The organism is Pseudomonas sp. 05N36, assembly GCF_056397385.1.
The window spans coordinates 18,275-34,552 of the sequence record NZ_JBFTNH010000005.1; the positions used below are offsets into that span (position 1 = coordinate 18,275).

At 60.7% G+C, this 16,278-nt stretch carries 16 protein-coding genes and 1 pseudogene; 6 read left to right on the forward strand and 11 right to left on the reverse strand.

The genetic code is table 11. From position 1 onward, the window contains the following. Positions 1-125: 125 nt before the first annotated feature. On the forward strand, positions 126-755 hold the full coding sequence (locus AC1DIH_RS08470; protein WP_477771358.1) for a glutathione S-transferase: 630 nt from the start codon (positions 126-128) through the stop codon (positions 753-755). A gap of 128 nt (positions 756-883) precedes the next feature. On the opposite strand, the gene creD is transcribed toward AC1DIH_RS08470, so the two are convergent. From creD to rloA2, 4 genes are all read right to left on the reverse strand, one after another. Beyond that, positions 884-2,245 (reverse strand): cell envelope integrity protein CreD, encoded by a 1,362-nt coding sequence (gene creD / locus AC1DIH_RS08475; protein ID WP_477771359.1) that lies wholly within the window; start codon positions 2,243-2,245, stop codon positions 884-886. Positions 2,246-2,357: 112 nt separating this feature from the next. Next, a complete protein-coding gene (gene creC, locus AC1DIH_RS08480; protein WP_477771360.1) occupies positions 2,358-3,779 on the reverse strand; it encodes a two-component system sensor histidine kinase CreC in 1,422 nt (473 codons plus the stop codon). Then, the gene (gene creB, locus AC1DIH_RS08485; protein WP_477771361.1) at positions 3,779-4,459 is read right to left on the reverse strand and encodes a two-component system response regulator CreB; all 681 of its coding nucleotides are present in this window, start codon (positions 4,457-4,459) and stop codon (positions 3,779-3,781) included. Before creB ends, creC begins: the two co-directional genes overlap by 1 nt. Positions 4,460-4,518: 59 nt before the next feature. Next, a complete protein-coding gene (gene rloA2 / locus AC1DIH_RS08490) occupies positions 4,519-5,022 on the reverse strand; it encodes a retropepsin-like aspartic peptidase RloA2 (RefSeq protein WP_477771362.1) in 504 nt (167 codons plus the stop codon). Between the two features lie 163 nt (positions 5,023-5,185). Here rloA2 and AC1DIH_RS08495 point away from each other — a divergent pair, with 163 nt between their 5' ends. Then, the gene (locus AC1DIH_RS08495; protein WP_477771363.1) at positions 5,186-6,115 is read left to right on the forward strand and encodes an acyltransferase; all 930 of its coding nucleotides are present in this window, start codon (positions 5,186-5,188) and stop codon (positions 6,113-6,115) included. Here AC1DIH_RS08495 and AC1DIH_RS08500 read toward each other — a convergent pair. Then, positions 6,074-6,637 carry a DUF2780 domain-containing protein gene (locus tag AC1DIH_RS08500; protein WP_477771364.1) on the reverse strand — a complete coding sequence of 188 codons (564 nt, stop codon included), beginning with the start codon at positions 6,635-6,637 and terminating at the stop codon, positions 6,074-6,076. The genes AC1DIH_RS08495 and AC1DIH_RS08500 overlap by 42 nt on opposite strands. Positions 6,638-6,749: 112 nt before the next feature. Between AC1DIH_RS08500 and AC1DIH_RS08505 the strand changes: the two are divergent. Continuing rightward, positions 6,750-6,890 (forward strand): annotated as a pseudogene (locus tag AC1DIH_RS08505) (acyltransferase); the annotation flags it as partial. On the opposite strand, the gene AC1DIH_RS08510 reads toward AC1DIH_RS08505, so the two are convergent. Then, positions 6,849-7,412 carry a DUF2780 domain-containing protein gene (locus AC1DIH_RS08510; protein ID WP_477771365.1) on the reverse strand — a complete coding sequence of 188 codons (564 nt, stop codon included), beginning with the start codon at positions 7,410-7,412 and terminating at the stop codon, positions 6,849-6,851. The pseudogene AC1DIH_RS08505 and the gene AC1DIH_RS08510 overlap by 42 nt on opposite strands. A gap of 224 nt (positions 7,413-7,636) precedes the next feature. Here AC1DIH_RS08510 and AC1DIH_RS08515 point away from each other — a divergent pair, with 224 nt between their 5' ends. The 3 genes from AC1DIH_RS08515 to AC1DIH_RS08525 are packed head-to-tail and all read left to right on the forward strand — an operon-like array spanning position 7,637 to position 9,588. Beyond that, the gene (locus AC1DIH_RS08515; protein WP_019693981.1) at positions 7,637-8,230 is read left to right on the forward strand and encodes a fasciclin domain-containing protein; all 594 of its coding nucleotides are present in this window, start codon (positions 7,637-7,639) and stop codon (positions 8,228-8,230) included. A gap of 54 nt (positions 8,231-8,284) precedes the next feature. Further along, a complete protein-coding gene (locus AC1DIH_RS08520; protein WP_477771366.1) occupies positions 8,285-8,917 on the forward strand; it encodes a sigma-70 family RNA polymerase sigma factor in 633 nt (210 codons plus the stop codon). After that, complete coding sequence (locus tag AC1DIH_RS08525) at positions 8,914-9,588, forward strand: anti-sigma factor (protein ID WP_477771367.1); 675 nt, start codon at positions 8,914-8,916, stop codon at positions 9,586-9,588. Before AC1DIH_RS08520 ends, AC1DIH_RS08525 begins: the two co-directional genes overlap by 4 nt. A gap of 116 nt (positions 9,589-9,704) precedes the next feature. On the opposite strand, the gene fdhA is transcribed toward AC1DIH_RS08525, so the two are convergent. From fdhA to AC1DIH_RS08550, 5 genes are all read right to left on the reverse strand, one after another. Then, on the reverse strand, positions 9,705-10,904 hold the full coding sequence (gene fdhA / locus AC1DIH_RS08530; RefSeq protein ID WP_305424815.1) for a formaldehyde dehydrogenase, glutathione-independent: 1,200 nt from the start codon (positions 10,902-10,904) through the stop codon (positions 9,705-9,707). 210 nt (positions 10,905-11,114) lie between these two features. After that, entirely contained in the window at positions 11,115-11,972 is an 858-nt protein-coding gene (gene purU, locus AC1DIH_RS08535; RefSeq protein WP_477771368.1) for a formyltetrahydrofolate deformylase, read from the reverse strand. Between the two features lie 149 nt (positions 11,973-12,121). Further along, positions 12,122-12,754 carry a sarcosine oxidase subunit gamma gene (locus AC1DIH_RS08540; protein ID WP_477771369.1) on the reverse strand — a complete coding sequence of 211 codons (633 nt, stop codon included), beginning with the start codon at positions 12,752-12,754 and terminating at the stop codon, positions 12,122-12,124. 166 nt (positions 12,755-12,920) lie between these two features. Continuing rightward, positions 12,921-15,938, reverse strand: coding sequence for a sarcosine oxidase subunit alpha (locus tag AC1DIH_RS08545; protein WP_477767382.1), 3,018 nt, complete (start codon positions 15,936-15,938; stop codon positions 12,921-12,923). Continuing rightward, positions 15,935-16,264 (reverse strand): sarcosine oxidase subunit delta, encoded by a 330-nt coding sequence (locus tag AC1DIH_RS08550; RefSeq protein ID WP_216743918.1) that lies wholly within the window; start codon positions 16,262-16,264, stop codon positions 15,935-15,937. Before AC1DIH_RS08550 ends, AC1DIH_RS08545 begins: the two co-directional genes overlap by 4 nt. Between the last annotated feature and the right edge of the window lie 14 nt (positions 16,265-16,278).

The following is a 16,278-nucleotide window of genomic DNA, read 5'->3' on the forward strand; positions in this document are numbered from 1 at the left end:
AGAGGTGTAAATACTAAGCTGCGATGGCGACTTCATGGGTGCCATCAAACCCCTCGCCAGCCGCGCCGGAACTTACTAGGCTAGACCTCTGCCCCATGCTCCCTGAATACAGCCGAGGAATGTCCATGTCCGCCCCCAGCATGACCTTGTTCCACAACCCTGCTTCGCCCTACGTGCGCAAAGTGATGGTGCTGCTGCATGAAACCGGTCAACTGGACCGCGTGGCGCTGCAGCACAGCCAATTGACCCCGGTCAGCCCCGACGCCGCGTTGAATCAGGACAACCCACTGGGCAAGATCCCGGCGCTGCGCCTGGACGACGGTAACGTGTTGTACGACAGCCGGGTGATCCTCGAATACCTCGATCAGCAACATGTCGGCAATCCGCTGATCCCTCGTGAAGGCACGGCACGCTGGCGGCGCCTGACCCTGGCTGCACTGGCCGACGGGATCATGGACGCCGCGGTGCTGATCCGTTACGAACTCGCCCTGCGCGCCCCGGAGAAACACTGGGACCAATGGCTCGACGCCCAGCGCGACAAGATCCGCCGGGCCCTGGCGGTGCTGGAAGCCGACGCCATCGCCGAGCTGACCAGCCATTTCGACGTCGCGGCCATCAGCGTTGCCTGCGCCCTTGGATATCTGGACTTGCGTCATTCGGACCTGGAGTGGCGCAAGAGCAATCCGCAACTCAGCGCCTGGTATGCCGAAGTAAGCCAGCGGCCGTCGATGCTGGCGACCGTGCCGAAGGTTTAGCAGCACCTGCCGACCTGAGGGAGCGGGGCTTGCCGATGAGGGCATCACCCCGCTCCAACGCAAACAACCCGGCAATCTGCATCACCAACCACTCAGCCTGCAACTGGTCCTCGCGCAACCCCAGCGACCTACTCATACACCACCTCCGGCTTGGCGATCTTGCCTTGGCCAATCCCGTACCAGTCCAGTTTGCGCGTCAGCACCATAAACACGCCCAGCAAGCCGAACAGCAGCAGCGAGCCCATCAACAGCGCGTAATCCTCGGCACTCAACAAGCCGTAAAGCAAACCGTAGAGCGCCGCCAATCCCGCCGAAAAACTCAACCCGTGGCGCGCACTGCGCAGCACATGGCAAACATAGAAACCGATCAACAACACGCAGGCAGCGGCCGACAGCAGATACGCCAGGGCAAAGCCGATGTGCTCGGAGAGTGACAACAACAGCAGGTAGAAGAACGCCAGCGCCACGCCCACCAAGGCGTATTGAACCGGGTGTACCGCGAGGCTTTTCAGCACTTCGAACAGAAAGAACCCGGCAAAGGTCAGCACGATAAACAGCAGCGCGTATTTGATCGCTCGATCGCTTTTGAGGTACTGATCCACCGGGTCGATGAAGCTGACACCGAAACTGCGGCTTTTGAACTCTTCACAGCTGGAATGGGACAAGCAGCTATTGAGCGCCTCTTCCAGATTGGTGGAAAAGAACGAGGTCTGCCAATTGGCGCTGAAACCTTCAGCACTTATCTCACGCTGGGCCGGCAGGTAGTTGCCGATAAAGCTCGGATGCGGCCAGTTGGCTTTCAAACTGACTTTGCTGGTTTTACCCACCGGGGTGATCTGCAACTGACCGGTGCCTTGCAGACGCAGGTCAAAACCGAAGGCCAGTTCTGTGGCTTTGTTCGCATCCAGCATCGGCAGCCTGGCGTGCACGCCCTCGCCCAGCCAGTCCACTTGCGTACCCGGAACAAAGTCCAGGCTTTGGTCATCGAGTTCAAGCTTCAAGGCGTTTTCGATGCCACGAATATCGCTGATGCCCACGGTCAGGAACGGCTGGTCGAACTGGTAGTCGGAAAAGTCCTCCTTGATGCCCAAGTGCTCCGGGATAGAGAAGTGCCCGCTGATCCGGTTATCCGCGTGAAACAGCCGCGCCTCGTAAATGCCACGGGCGCGCAGTTCGGTTTGAACCTGGCCATCGAGTTCGAAACGTTCAGGAAGGAAATACAGTCGCCCCCGTTCCTGAGTCGTTTCCTGATAACGCTCGCTGGTTTTTTCGTTGGTTTTCCAGGTCCGGACCGCCTTGCGATACGGCACCACCATCAGCGGGCCGCTCAATTGCTGGCTGTAGCTGGAACTGCGGGCGATGTCCTCAAGGACACCGTTGCGCAGTTGCTGGCGGTCAAAAATCACCCCGCTGATCATCAGCAATGGAATCATCAACAGCACAATCAGAAGGGCAATCGCCCCAAGTTTTATGGCCAAGCTGCGGTTCATGGGTTCTCTCCCTGTTCGAATGAGGGAGAGTCTGGAAGATGGGTGTGAGGGCTTTATGGGGGGAATGTGGAGAGTGTGTGGAGAAGCTACCAATCGTTCCCACACAGAACGATCAGCGGGGTAAGCGCAACGTCACCTCGACGCCGTTCGGCACATTGCCGACATGCAACTCCCCCCCATGCAACTTGACTACTTCTTCAACGAAGTTAAGCCCCAGGCCCGTGCTTTTGCGTCCACTGTCCGGACGTGGCAGTGAATAGAAGCGTTCGCTCAAACGCCCCAGGGCGTAATCCGGAATCGGTTCGGCCTGATTGAACAGTTTGAATTCGACCTGCTCGGCATGACGTTCGGCGGTGAAGCGCAAGACGCCGTGGGACGGGGAGAAATCCAGAGCGTTCTCCAGCAGATTGCCCAGCGCCTGACGCAGTAGAAACGGTTCGCCCAGCACATCCAGGTCCGTTGAAATCTGCGTCTCGATCTTCAACTGCTTGCGCTCGATGCGCGCATGCTGACCGCTGAGCAACTCATCGACCAATGCTGCCAACGGCACTGGCACGCGCTCCTCCAGCCCTTGACGCTGTTCGACTTGCGCCAGGTTCAGCAAGCGTTCGATCAACTGCTGCATCCGCGCGCTTTCGCTGTCGATATTGCTGACAAAGCGCTGTTGTTGTGTTGCCGGCATCTCGCCTTGCAGCAACTCGGCGGCACCACGAATCGCCGCCAACGGACTCTTCAATTCATGGGTCAGGGTGTGCACGTAACGTTCGACGTAAGCCTTGCCCTCCAACTGCGTGCGCATGTGCTCCACCGCTGTGGCCAGTTGCTCCAGCTCCCCCCCGCGATAATGCGGCAGCTCGGCCCGCCGGCCTTCGCTGACCGCCTGGGCGTAGGCGGTCAAACGCCGCAATGCGACGCTCAGCCACCAGGACAACGCCGCCCCGAAGAGCAAGCCAAGGCCGATCAACCCGGCGCCGTACCAGAGCAATCGACGTTCGGTGCGGTCGACGTAAGGCTGCAATGAGCTGTTGGGCTTGGCCACGGTGACAACGCCGATGATCTGCCCGTTATCGCGGATCGGCGCGCCAACGTGCATCACCGAAGAAGTGGCATCGTCAGCGATGCTGCGGGTCGAACGTGCACCGTATTCGCCGCGCAAGGTCAGGTACACATCGTTCCAGCGCGAATAGTCCTGGCCCACTGCTGCGTCGCTGGAGTCCAGCACCACGATGCCCTTGGCATCCGTGACGTAGATACGGTGGTTGACCGAATTTTTTGGCAACCCCCAGATCGTCGCCGCCGGTTGCCGCTCACCGTAAGCCTTGAGCAATTCGGGCCAGCGATTCTGGTTGAGGGTGCCCGCCTTGAAGTCGTCGCGCAGGATTTCGGCCATTAGGTTGGCGGTGTCCACCAGGGTTTCTTCGGTGGACTGGCGTACGCCGGGGCGGATTTCTTCCATCACCGTGCTGAGCACGAAATAACCGGTCAGGCCGATGAACAGTACATAGACCAGGAAAATCCGGATTCCCAACGGCATCAGCTATTCCCCGGGCTGTAGCTGTAACCGAGGCCACGGTGAGTCTGGATCGGCTCCGCACTGGCAGCCACCAAACGCAACTTGGCGCGCAGGCTTTTGATGTGGCTGTCGATGCTGCGCTCATAACCCGCATCGGCGGCGACCCCCAGCGCATCGAGCAATTGCTCGCGGCTGAAGACTCGCTCAGGTTGCTCCAGTAAACACTGCAACAGACGGAATTCGTGGCGGGTCAGGCCCAGGGGTTGACCGCGATAGCTGATCAGCACGCGGTCGGTGTCGACCTGGAACACGGCGCTGGACGACTCGTTCACCGCGCGCGGCGCCATGCGTTTGAGAATCGCCCGGACGCGCGCCGCCACTTCCCGAGGGCTGAACGGCTTGACCACGTAATCGTCGGCGCCGATCTCCAGCCCCACGACCCGATCGATCTCGCCGTCGCGGGCACTGAGGAACATCACCGGCACTTCGCTGAAACGCCGCAATTGCTTGCACGTCTCGAAGCCGCTGATGTCCGGCAGGCCGATATCCAGAATGATCAAGTCCGCCGGTGTCGCGCGCTGATGCTCAAGCGCCGCCGCGCCGAGGCTCAACCAAGTGGTGGTGAAGCCCTCGCCCTGCAAGGCAAAAATCAGCGTGTCGGCAATTGCCGCTTCGTCTTCGACAATCAGGATATGAGGCATGGCATCCAAGCCCGGCAATTAAGTGGGCGAACGGTGCCCCAAGGCTGATTCGGCGTCAATCAGCAGTCAGGCTTATCCGCGACAAAGCGCCTGGCCGGGTTCACCGCCGCGCCAAACTCACGTAATGCCTTGGCACCGATCAGCAGCGGGTAATTGAAACTGCTGCGGTCGGTCAGGTTGACCTCGACCGTGCGCTTGATGCTGCCAAGACACAGCTCCAGCTCGACGACCGGACGCTTGGCGACGTCCGCCGTGTCCTTGTCATCTTCCTCGTCGGCGCGGCTTTTGATTTTGCTGATGCGCAAGACTTTGTGTTCGAAGACCTTGTTGCTCGCATCCTTGGTGCCCAAACGGAAGCGCACCCAGTCTTCGCCATTGCGGGTGAAGGTTTCGATGTCCTTGGCCGACAGGGACGCCGTCAGCGCGCCGGTATCCATCTTGGCCTTGAGGACCTGGCCACCGATTTCCGGCAGCTTGATGTATTCGTAACGACCATAAAGGGTCGGCTCGGCGGCCATGACCGGCAGAGCCAGAAGGGCTAACAATGCGAGGACAGATTTCACGTAATGGATTCCCTGGGATTAGGACGACGGGATTTTAGACCGCAGTTGTAATGATCGTTCGAGCATACCCAGACAAAAGTGAAACATTCGTCAGCCACCCGGATTTGGCCTCCGGGCCGAAGCTGCTTATCATTGCGCGCCCAAACGCTTCCAAGAGTCATTTATGCGCCGCCTGCTCACCGGCTGTTTCGCTACCTTGCTGCTGTTGCTCAACACCCTGGTCCTGTTCGGCCCGTTGATGGTGTTTGCCCTGCTGAAACTGCTCTTGCCGGGGCGCTTTCGTGATGATGCCAGCGCGGCAGTGATGTGGATTGCCGAGACCTGGGCCGAAATCGACAAACTGATTTTCGCCCTGTGCATCCCCACGCAATGGGACATTCGCGGCGGCGAAGGCCTGCGGGTCGACACCTCTTACCTGGTGATCAGCAATCACCTGTCCTGGGTCGACATCCCGGCGCTGATCCAGACGCTCAACCGGCGCACGCCGTTCTTCAAGTTCTTCCTGAAGAAAGAACTGATCTGGGTGCCGTTTCTGGGCCTGGCCTGGTGGGCACTGGATTACCCGTTCATGAAGCGCTACAGCAAAGCTTTCCTGGCCCGGCACCCGGAACTGCACGGCAAGGACCTGGAGATCACCAAAGCCGCCTGCGAGCTGTTCAAGCGCCAGCCGGTGAGTGTGGTCAATTACCTGGAAGGCACTCGCTTCACACCAGCCAAACGCACCGAACAGCAATCGCCGTTCAAGCACTTGCTCAAGCCCAAGGCCGGCGGCGTCGCGTTTGTATTGGCGGCGCTGGGTGAACAGCTGGATGCGGTGCTCGATGTGACCGTGGTGTATCCACAGGCGAAGATTCCGGGTTTCTGGGATCTGATCAGCGGTGCAGTGCCAAGGGTGATCATCGACATCAAGACCCGTGAGCTGGATCCTGCGTTGTGCCAAGGTGATTACGAAAACGATCCGGCGTTTCGCCAGAGCGTCCAGAACTGGGTCAACCAGCTCTGGACCGAGAAGGACTCACGCATCGAGGCGTTGCGCGCCGAGCGGGCTGAATCAACCGTCGGCGCCCCAGATCCCGCCGAGGCTGTTGAGTAGCGAACCGCCGACACCCTGTTGACCGAGGAACTGCAGCAGGATCGGGGTAAACTGGCCGATCATGCCGCCGTCCATGCCCAGCGCGCTGAAGGCGCTGCTCAGGTCATTGGTGTTCTTCACGTTATCCAGGTTGCCCAGGACGCTGTCCAGAGGCGACGACTTGCCGGACGAGCCACCGAGCAGTCCGCCCAGCATACCCAGACCACCGCCAGCCGACAGCATGCCCAACCCCGGCGCGTCTTGGGTCAACTGTGAATAGTCGGTCGAGCTCAACTGGTTCTTTGCCAGACCCAGCATCGCGCTCGTGCCACCGATGGCCTGCTCCGGGGTCACGTTCAGCACACTCAGCGCGCTCAACAGGCCTGCTGCCTGCGGGGCCGGTGTTGCGGCAGCCGTCTCGTCGTCGTCCTGCATGCCGGACACAACACCCGCCACATCGTTCAGGCTGAAGCCGGCAGCGAAGACCGGGCCGGTCGCCAGGGTCATGAGCGAAGCCAAAACAAAACCACGTGAAATCTTCATCGAAACCAACTCCTGAACCCTGAAAGCCACCCGAATGCGGGCGGAAAACTGCTGGTTTGACCGGAATGGGTCAGGCATTGTTCCGTGGCTACGCCCCCCTTTTTAGCGCTGCAACGATCCAGCGTTTCGCCAGAGCGTCCAGAACCGGGTCAACCCGTTCTGGACCGAGAAAGACTCACGCATCGACGCCTTGCGCGCCGAGCGGGTTGAATCAGCCGCCGACGCCCCAGATCCCGCCGAGGCTGTTGAGTAGCGAACCGCCAACGCCCTGCTKACCGAGGTATTGCAGCAGGATCGGGGCAAACTGGCCGATCATGCCGCTGTCCATGCCCAAAGCGGTGAAGGCGTTGTTCAGGTCACTGGTGTTCTTCACGTTGTCCAAGGCGCTGTCCAGGCCTGTCGACTTACCCGGCGAACCACTGAGCAGACCGCTCAAGCCACCCAGGCTGCCCAATGCATTGCTGCCCGACAGCTGATCAAGACCCGGCACTTGATTGGTCAACTGGGAATAATCGGACGCGCCCAACTGATTCTTCGCCAGCCCCAACATGGCTCCCGTGCCACCAATCGCCTGCTCCGGGGTGACGTTCAGCGAACTCAGCGCACTCAACAAGCCTGCTGCCTGCGGGGTCGGTGCAGCGGCAGCCGTCTTGTCGCTGCCCTGCATACCAGACACGGCACCGGCCACATCGTTCAGGCTGAAGCCTGCGGCGAAGACCGGGCTGGTCGCCAGCGTCATGAGCGAAGCCAAAGCAAAACCGCGGGAAATCTTCATCGAAACCAACTCCTGAGCCCTGAAAACCACCTGCAATCAGGTGGTGGAAACCAGCCGTTCAGCTGGTCGCGACATTACGTGTTGCCGGCCATTGTGCGCCGCACCGGCTTGCGTGAAATCTAGCCGAAAAACAATTTTCCTGCGCTGCATCCGATCTCTGACCCACTGCGTATATCAAGCACGGACAGACATTCCTGGCCGATTCCTCACCTAGGACAATCACCATGAAGCGCACTTCGATTAAAGCCCCGTTGATCGCCAGCCTGCTGAGCCTGGCCGTGACCTGCGGTTTGACCCTCAACAGCGTGCACGCGGCGGACATGAGCCACGACTCTGTAATGGTCGGCGGACAAGCCATGATGCCGAGCAAGGACATCATCGATAACGCCGTGAACTCGGCGGATCACACCACTCTGGTCGCCGCGGTGAAAGCCGCCGGCCTGGTCGATACCCTCAAGGGTAAAGGCCCGTTTACCGTGTTCGCACCGGTCAACTCGGCGTTCGCCGCCCTGCCCGCCGGCACCGTCGACACCCTGCTCAAACCCGCGAACAAAGCCACGTTGAGCCACATCCTCACCTACCACGTGGTCGCCGGCAAACTCGACATGGCGACGCTGGCCCAGCAGATCAAGGCCGGCGGCGGTAAAGCCGAACTCACCACCGTCAGCGGCGGCAAGCTGTGGGTGACGATGAACGGCCCGCACAACATCACCCTCAAGGACGAAAAAGGCGCCACCGCCGACATCACGACCTATGACGTGTACCAATCCAACGGCGTGATTCAAGTCATCGACAAAGTGCTGATGCCGAAAAGCTAAGCACTGACGCCGGCCCTGTCGATCAGGGCCGGCGCTGCCTTGAGGGCTGTCGCCGTGAATGGAACAACAACGTGCCGTGAACTAACCTCAGCCTGCAACCGACAGCGCATACCCACCGGGATTACTTGGAGAACGGTCATTTCCACCGCCGACGCTGAACCGCTCAGACAGCTACTCGCCCAATGTTCACTGGGTGACCGCCGTGCGTTCGAGACGCTCTACCACAGCGTTGCACCGCGCCTGCATGGTGTAGCGCTACGCTTCATGGGACGCAGCGACCTGGCCGAAGAAGTGCTGCAGGAAAGCTTCGTGCGCATCTGGAACAACGCCTCGCGCTACCAGGCGCATTTGTCGGCGCCAATGACCTGGATGATCAACATCACCCGCAACCAGGCCATCGACCAGTTACGCAAACACCGCGACCTTCGCCTCAGCGAACGGGAAGAACAGGCGCTGGTCGACGAAGCGCCCTCGGCCCAGGAGCTACTCAGCAGCGACCGTGAAGCCAGCGCGCTGAAGCGCTGCCTGGAGACCCTTGAAGACATGCAGCGTCAATCGATCACCGTGGCCTACTTTCAGTGTTTGTCCTGTTCTGAACTGGCCGATCATCTGGCGGCGCCCCTGGGCTCGGTCAAGTCCTGGATTCGCCGTGGCATGGAGCGCCTGCGCAGGTGCCTTGAATCATGAACTATCAAAACCAGCACTTGCGCCGCGCCCTCGCCGCCGATTACGCGATTGGCCTGATGCCCGCCGCCGCGCGCCGCCGCTTCGAACAGCTGCTGCTGGACGACGCCGAACTGCGCGTCGAACTGGCCAAGTGGCAAGAAAGCCTGGCCAGCCTCAACGAACCCTTGGTGGAAGTGCCCGTGCCCGACCGGGTATGGACAGCCATCAATGCGCGGATCGAACCGCAAGAACTGCACATGCCGGCCAAACGTCCGTTCTGGAACTGGTTGCGCGTGACAGTTGCGGTCTGCTCACTGCTGGTGGCCGTGACGCTGGGTATTCTCTACAACCGTGACAGCAGCCAGTACAGCGCCACCTTGCTCAGCGCCAGCGCGCAGCCTGCCTTGCGAATCAAGGCTCACGACGATTATCTGCAAGTCGAACCGCTGGCCCTGGCCACCGTCGCCCCCGGACACAGCCTCGAGTTGTGGGCGGTTCCAGCGGATGGCAAACCGATTTCCCTGGGCGTGATCCCGGCCGGCGGCAAAGGTCGGGTCGCGTTGAGCGAGAAACAGCATGCGCTGCTGGGTAAACCGATAGCGCTGGCGGTCAGCCTGGAGCCCGAAGGCGGTTCGCCGACCGGGCAGCCGACGGGGCCGGTGTTGTATCAAGGGGCGTTGGCGGGACTCTGAATCAAGGCACAAAACAAAACCTGTGGGAGCGAGCCGGCTCCCACAGGGGATGCGCTGTCATGAATGCAAAAAAGGGCGACATCACTGTCGCCCTTTTTTCCGTCTTGCCCTAAGCCTTACGCCGCACTGAACATCTTGTGCGGATCGATCACAAACTTCTTCGGTACACCGGCATCGAATTCGCCGTAACCACGTGGTGCGTCATCAAGGCTGATGACCTCGACACCCACGATGTCGGCAATCTTGATGCGGTCCCACATGATCGCCTGCATCAGCTGGCGGTTGTACTTCATCACCGGGGTCTGGCCGGTGTGGAAGCTGTGGGATTTGGCCCAGCCCAGACCGAAGCGGATGCTCAGGCTGCCCATTTTCGCGGCTGCATCGACTGCACCTGGATCTTCTGTCACGTACAGGCCAGGGATACCGATTTTGCCGGCAACCCGAACCACGCCCATCAGCGAGTTGAGTACGGTGGCCGGTGCTTCGTGTTTCACGCCGGCATGGCCGTGACCACGGGCTTCGAAGCCCACGGCGTCGACGGCGCAGTCCACTTCCGGTTCGCCCAGCAGTGCAGCGATTTGTTCGTGCAGTGGGGTGTCTGTCGACAGGTCGGCGATTTCGAAACCCTGAGCCTTGGCATGGGCCAGGCGGATCGGGTTGACGTCACCGATGATCACCACCGCAGCACCCAGCAGGCGAGCGGAAGCGGCAGCTGCCAGGCCAACCGGGCCGGCGCCGGCGACGTACACGGTGCTGCCAGGGCCAACGCCGGCAGTCACTGCGCCGTGGTAACCGGTGGGCAGGATGTCGGAGAGACAGGTCAGGTCACGGATTTTTTCCATGGCCCGGTCGCGATCCGGCAGTTTCAGCAGGTTGAAGTCGGCATACGGCACAAACGCGTATTCGGCTTGGCCACCGGTCCAGTCACCCATGTCGACATAACCATAGGCACCGCCCGGACGCGCCGGGTTAACGCTCAGGCAGACGCCGGTATGTTGCTCTTTGCACGAACGGCAACGGCCACAGGCAACGTTGAAAGGTACCGACACCAAGTCGCCGATCTGCAGGTTCTCGACACCGCTGCCCTTCTCGATCACTTCACCGGTGATCTCGTGACCCAGTACCAGGCCGGTTTGGGCCGTGGTGCGACCACGTACCATGTGCTGGTCGGAACCACAGATATTGGTGGATACCACGCGCAGGATGACGCCGTGCTCGATCTTCCTGCCGCGCGGGTCCTGCATTTTGGGATAGTCGATTTTCTGTACTTCGACCTTGCCTGCGCCGAGATACACCACACCACGATTACCAGACATGCTTTCACCTCGCTGTTGTTTTTATGTAGCGGTCGCGTCGCCAGGAATCGGCGGCGCGTTGATTGCTCGGGTTTATTGCCTGTTTGCTTTTGTGTTGTCTGTTATGCCGCCATCGCGAGCAGGCTCGCTCCCACAGTGGATCTTTGGTGTGACTGAGATCCGAGTGCTGACACGCCCCCCTGTGGGAGCGAGCCTGCTCGCGATGACGATCTAAAGAACTACTGTTCTGTTGGCGTTGAGAAACACCCGTCGTTCAATGTGATAACCCACTGCCCGGGCCAACGTCAGCCCCTCGATATCCCGGCCTTTGGCAATCAGGTCTTCGGGGTAATGGCTGTGATCCACCGCTTCCACGCCTTGGGCGATGATCGGGCCCTCGTCGAGGTCGTTGTTGATGTAGTGCGCCGTGGCGCCCACCAGTTTCACGCCCTTGCTGTACGCCTGGTGATACGGCTTGGCGCCTTTGAAACCGGGCAGCAACGAGTGATGAATGTTGATCGCCTTACCGTCGAGCTTGCGGCACAGCTCCGGCGACAGCACTTGCATGTAGCGCGCAAGCACCACCAGTTCTGCACCGGACTCTTCGATCACCTGCCAGACCTGCCGCTCTTGTGCAGGCTTGTCGTTCGGGTCGAGCGGGAAGTGGTAATAGAGAATTCCATGCCAGTCGGCCAGCGGCTTGAGGTCCGGGTGGTTGGACACCACCGCGACCACATCCATCGCCAGTTGGCCGATGCGCTGGCGATAGAGCAAATCGTTGAGGCAGTGATCGGCCTTGGAGACCATGATCACCACTTTCGGCCGATGGTGCGGCGGGGTCAGTTCGAACACCATGCCGAACGCGTCGGTCCGTTCGGCCAGGCCTGTGCGGAATGCCTGTTCGTCGAAACTCGACGGCTGACGGAACTCCACGCGAATGAAGAAACGTGCAGACAGCCGATCATCGAAGGAGTGGTGCTCGGTAACGTAGCAACCCTGTTCGAACAGAAAGCGGGTCACCGCATCCACCGTGCCCAGGACGCTTGGGCAATGGGCAGTCAAAATCCATGTGTCTGGGGCGCGGCTCATAATGCGGTGACTCCTTTGTGGCGAGGGAGCTTGCTCCCGTCGGCTGCGTAGCAGTCGTAAATCTACGGATTCGGTCTCACTGGCGGAATGCTATAGATGGCATTGGGGCTGCTGCGCAGCCCAGCGGGAGCAAGCTCCCTCGCCACAGATCAGGCCTGGACGCTAAGGCCATACTCAGCCGCCGCATCCTGCAACCACAGCCACCAGTAATCCGAGAAGCTGCGGCGAATCAGCAGTTCCCAGGTGTCTTCAGCGGTGTGGCGGATCACCAGTTGCGACTTGGCGAACACGGTGCCCACGGCTTTGCCCACCGGGAAGTTGTTGGGGTGCACGTCGTAGCTGGTGGACTTCATCAGCACTTCGCGGACTTTCGGGCCGCTCAGCTCAAGAAGCTGCTGGCCACCGCTGACGTTGACGATGGCGATGTGCAGATCGCCCAGCGCTTCGCGCAGTTTTTTCTCGGCGGCGAATTCTTCACCGCTCGGCACGATCAGCAGCCACTCGTCCGGGCCCATCCATTGCAGGCTGGTTTCGCCTTTGGCGACCACGGTCAGCGCGACCGGCAGCTCAAGGCCCAGGGCCTTGTGCACGCCAGCGGCGAATGCCGGATTGTGGCCATCGCCACGAATGGTCAGGTGACCCAGGAGTTTTTTCTCACGCACGGTGACACCGGCGTTTTTACGGCCCTTGCCCACCAGGCTTTGCAGGCCCGCGTGGTGCAGCGACGACTCGGCCTTTGCCCCAGTGGTTGGGCGCTGTTGGTAAACGTTGGCTGTGGTCATAAAGCACCTGTCTTGAATTCTGTTGGTTCCGGCCCTGGTGGTGGCAACTTCGCCGCCATCGCGAGCAGGCTCGCTCCCACAAGGGTTACGCGATCTCCTGTGGGAGCGAGCCTGCTCGCGATGCAGTCAACGCGGTGCAGCTGCCACCCCACAGGATTCGAGGCCACTAGATGTTCTGGCGATCGCCTTTCGGATCGAAGAACACCGAAGAAACGATTTCCGCTTCGATCACGCTGCCGTCGGCCAACGGCGCGAACACGCGCTCGCCGAGGCGCTTCAAGCCGCCTTTGACCACACCCATGGCAAACGAATAGCCAAGGGAGTTGTGGGCGTAGCTGGAGGTCACGTGACCGACCATGCTCATCGGGATCGCTTGCTTGGTGTTGAACACCAGTTGCGCACCTTCCGGCAGCCATTTGGTCGGGTCGATCGGCTTGAGGCCGACCAACTGTTTGCGTTGATCACGCACACAGTCTTCACGGTTCATGCCACGCCAGCCGATCCACGAGAACGGTTTGGTGCGACCGACGCACCAGCCCATGTTCAGGTCGTCCGGGGTCATCGAGCTGTCAGTGTCCTGGCCGACGATGATGAAACCCTTCTCGGCCCGCAGGACGTGCATGGTTTCAGTGCCGTACGGCGTCAGGTTGTACTTCTTGCCAGCCTCGACGATTTTTTCCAGGACGCCCATGGCGTAGTCGGCCTGTACGTTGACTTCGTACGACAGCTCACCGGTAAACGAAATCCGGAACACCCGCGCCGGCACGCCACCGACCAAACCTTCTTTCCAGGTCATGAACGGGAAGCCGTCCCTGTCCAGATCGATGTCGGTAACTTCGCTGAGCAGCTTGCGGCTGTTCGGCCCGGACAGGGTCATAGTTGCCCAGTGGTCGGTAACCGAGGTGAAGTACACCTTCAGGTCTGGCCATTCGGTCTGGTGGTAGATTTCCAGCCATTGCAGCACGCGCGCAGCGCCGCCGGTGGTGGTGGTCATCACGAAATGGTTGTCGGCGAGGCATGCAGTAACGCCGTCGTCGAAGACCATCCCGTCTTCTTTACACATCAGGCCGTAGCGAGCCTTGCCCACGTCGAGCTTGGTCCAGGCGTTGGTGTAGACGCGGTTGAGGAACTCACGCGCATCCGGGCCTTGAATGTCGATCTTGCCGAGTGTCGAGGCATCCAGCAGGCCAACGCTTTCACGCACGGCCAGGCATTCGCGCTTGACGGCGGCATGCAGGTCTTCACCGTTTTTCGGGAAGTACCAAGGACGCTTCCACTGACCGACGTCTTCGAACTCGGCGCCGTTCTTCACGTGCCAGGCGTGCAGTGCGGTGTAACGCACTGGCTCGAAGATGTGCCCACAGTGACGACCGGCTACCGCGCCGAAAGTCACCGGCGTGTAGTTCGGGCGGAACATGGTGGTGCCCATCTGCGGGATGGTCACGTTCAGCGAACGGGCGGCGATGGCCAGACCGTTGACGTTGCCGAGCTTGCCCTGGTCAGTACCGAAGCCCAGTGCGGTGTAACGCTTGACGTGCTCGACCGACTCGAAGCCCTCGCGGGTCGCCAGTTCGATGGCGGCAGCGGTGACGTCGTTCTGCAGGTCGACGAATTGCTTCGGCGCACGTGCGGTAGCCTTTTCATGCGGCACCTGGAACAGCGCCAGAGTCGGCTCTTCGACACGGCTCAGGGCTTTTGGCAGGACGCCTTCGACCGCTTTGAAGCCGGCTTCACTGGCCGCGCGCACGCCACCTTCAAAACCGTCGGCCAGGGAATCGCCGAGACTGTAGACGCCATTGATGCCGCCCACGCAGACGCGTTTTTGCGGTGCTTCGCCCGGGATGAAACCGAGGATGTCTTCACGCCAGATCGGTTTGCCGCCCAAGTGCGACGCCAGGTGAACCACCGGGCTGTAGCCGCCGGAGCTGGCAACCAGATCGCATTCAAGCCATTCGCCAGGGCTGGTGACGGTGTGCGCCTTGACGTCGATTGCGGCAACACGAGCAGCGGTGACGCGCTTGCTGCCGCGTGCTTCGATGACGGCACTGCCGGTCAGGATACGGATGCCTTTGGCGCGTGCTTCTTCTACCAGCGCACCGCGAGGATTGCTCCGCGCATCGGCGATGGCCACCACTTGCAGGCTGGCGTCGAGCCAGTCCAGCGCCACGCGGTAGGCGTGATCGTTGTTGGTCGACAGCACCAGTTTCTTGCCCGGTGCTACGCCGTAACGGCGCACGTAAGTCGAGACGGCGCCGGCGAGCATGTTGCCCGGCACGTCGTTGTTGCCGTAGACCAGCGGACGCTCGTGAGCCCCCGTCGCCAGCACCACACGCTTGGCGCGAACCCGGTGGATACGCTGACGAACCTGGCCGATCGGTGCACGGTCGCCGAGGTGATCGGTGAGGCGCTCGTGAATGGTCAGGAAGTTGTGGTCGTGGTAACCGTTGACGGTTGCACGAGGCAACAGCAGTACGTCCGGCAAGCCTTTGAGTTCAGCGATAACGCTGGCCACCCATTCAGTCGCAGGTTTGCCGTCGAGGCTTTCACGGGAATCGAGCAGGCTACCGCCAAACTCTTCCTGTTCATCGGCCAGAATCACTCGGGCGCCGCTACGCGCAGCCGCCAAGGCAGCCGCCAGACCAGCCGGGCCACCGCCGACGATCAGCACGTCGCAGTGCTGGTTCATGTAGTCGTAAGTGTCCGGATCGTTTTCGGTCGGCGAACGACCCAAACCTGCAGCCTTACGAATGTACTTCTCGTAGGTCATCCAGAACGATTGCGGGTACATGAAGGTTTTATAGTAGAAGCCCGGTGGCATCAGCTTGCCGCCGACCTTGCCGAGAATCCCCATCATGTCGTTGTTCACGCTCGGCCAGCCGTTGGTGCTGGTGGCGACGAGGCCCTGGTACAGCGCCTGTTGAGTGGCGCGCACGTTAGGAATTTGCGTGGCTTCGGTAGCACCGATCTGCAGCACCGCGTTCGGCTCTTCAGCGCCTGCGGCGAAGATCCCGCGAGGACGCGAATACTTGAAGCTGCGACCGATGATGTCGACGCCGTTGGCCAGCAATGCAGCGGCCAGGGAGTCGCCTTCAAAGCCCTTGTAGACCTGACCGTTGAAAGTGAAGCTCAGGACTTTGTTGCGGTCGATCCGTCCACCGTTGGACAGGCGATTGATCTGGCTCATACCTTCGCTCCCAGAGCCTGCGCGGCCGCTTTCGGACTTTCAGTCTTGTCGGTGAACTGCGGCTTGGTGCCGATCTTGTAGGTTTCGAGAATCTCGTAGGTCACGGTGTCACGGGTGACGTTGAAATACTGACGGCAACCGGCAACGTGATCCCACAGCTCGTGGTGCAACCCGCGAGGGTTATCACGGAAGAACATGTAGTCGCCCCACTCCTCGTCGGTGCAGGCGCTCGGGTCCAGTGGGCGCGGGATGTGCGCCTGGCCGGATGCATGGAATTCCTCTTCGGAGCGCAGTTCGCCGCAGTGAGGACAGAAGATGTGCAACATAGGGATTTCTCCTG

What these genes read in the sequence shown, in the direction of transcription:
- AC1DIH_RS08470 (WP_477771358.1), top strand. Translation starts at nt 126, where the DNA reads ATGTCCGCCCCCAGCATGACCTTGTTCCACAACCCTGCTTCGCCCTAC.
- creD (WP_477771359.1), bottom strand. Translation starts at nt 2,245, where the DNA reads ATGAACCGCAGCTTGGCCATAAAACTTGGGGCGATTGCCCTTCTGATT.
- creC (WP_477771360.1), bottom strand. Translation starts at nt 3,779, where the DNA reads ATGCCGTTGGGAATCCGGATTTTCCTGGTCTATGTACTGTTCATCGGC.
- creB (WP_477771361.1), bottom strand. Translation starts at nt 4,459, where the DNA reads ATGCCTCATATCCTGATTGTCGAAGACGAAGCGGCAATTGCCGACACG.
- AC1DIH_RS08495 (WP_477771363.1), top strand. Translation starts at nt 5,186, where the DNA reads ATGCGCCGCCTGCTCACCGGCTGTTTCGCTACCTTGCTGCTGTTGCTC.
- AC1DIH_RS08500 (WP_477771364.1), bottom strand. Translation starts at nt 6,637, where the DNA reads ATGAAGATTTCACGTGGTTTTGTTTTGGCTTCGCTCATGACCCTGGCG.
- AC1DIH_RS08515 (WP_019693981.1), top strand. Translation starts at nt 7,637, where the DNA reads ATGAAGCGCACTTCGATTAAAGCCCCGTTGATCGCCAGCCTGCTGAGC.
- AC1DIH_RS08525 (WP_477771367.1), top strand. Translation starts at nt 8,914, where the DNA reads ATGAACTATCAAAACCAGCACTTGCGCCGCGCCCTCGCCGCCGATTAC.
- fdhA (WP_305424815.1), bottom strand. Translation starts at nt 10,904, where the DNA reads ATGTCTGGTAATCGTGGTGTGGTGTATCTCGGCGCAGGCAAGGTCGAA.
- purU (WP_477771368.1), bottom strand. Translation starts at nt 11,972, where the DNA reads ATGAGCCGCGCCCCAGACACATGGATTTTGACTGCCCATTGCCCAAGC.
- AC1DIH_RS08540 (WP_477771369.1), bottom strand. Translation starts at nt 12,754, where the DNA reads ATGACCACAGCCAACGTTTACCAACAGCGCCCAACCACTGGGGCAAAG.
- AC1DIH_RS08545 (WP_477767382.1), bottom strand. Translation starts at nt 15,938, where the DNA reads ATGAGCCAGATCAATCGCCTGTCCAACGGTGGACGGATCGACCGCAAC.
- AC1DIH_RS08550 (WP_216743918.1), bottom strand. Translation starts at nt 16,264, where the DNA reads ATGTTGCACATCTTCTGTCCTCACTGCGGCGAACTGCGCTCCGAAGAG.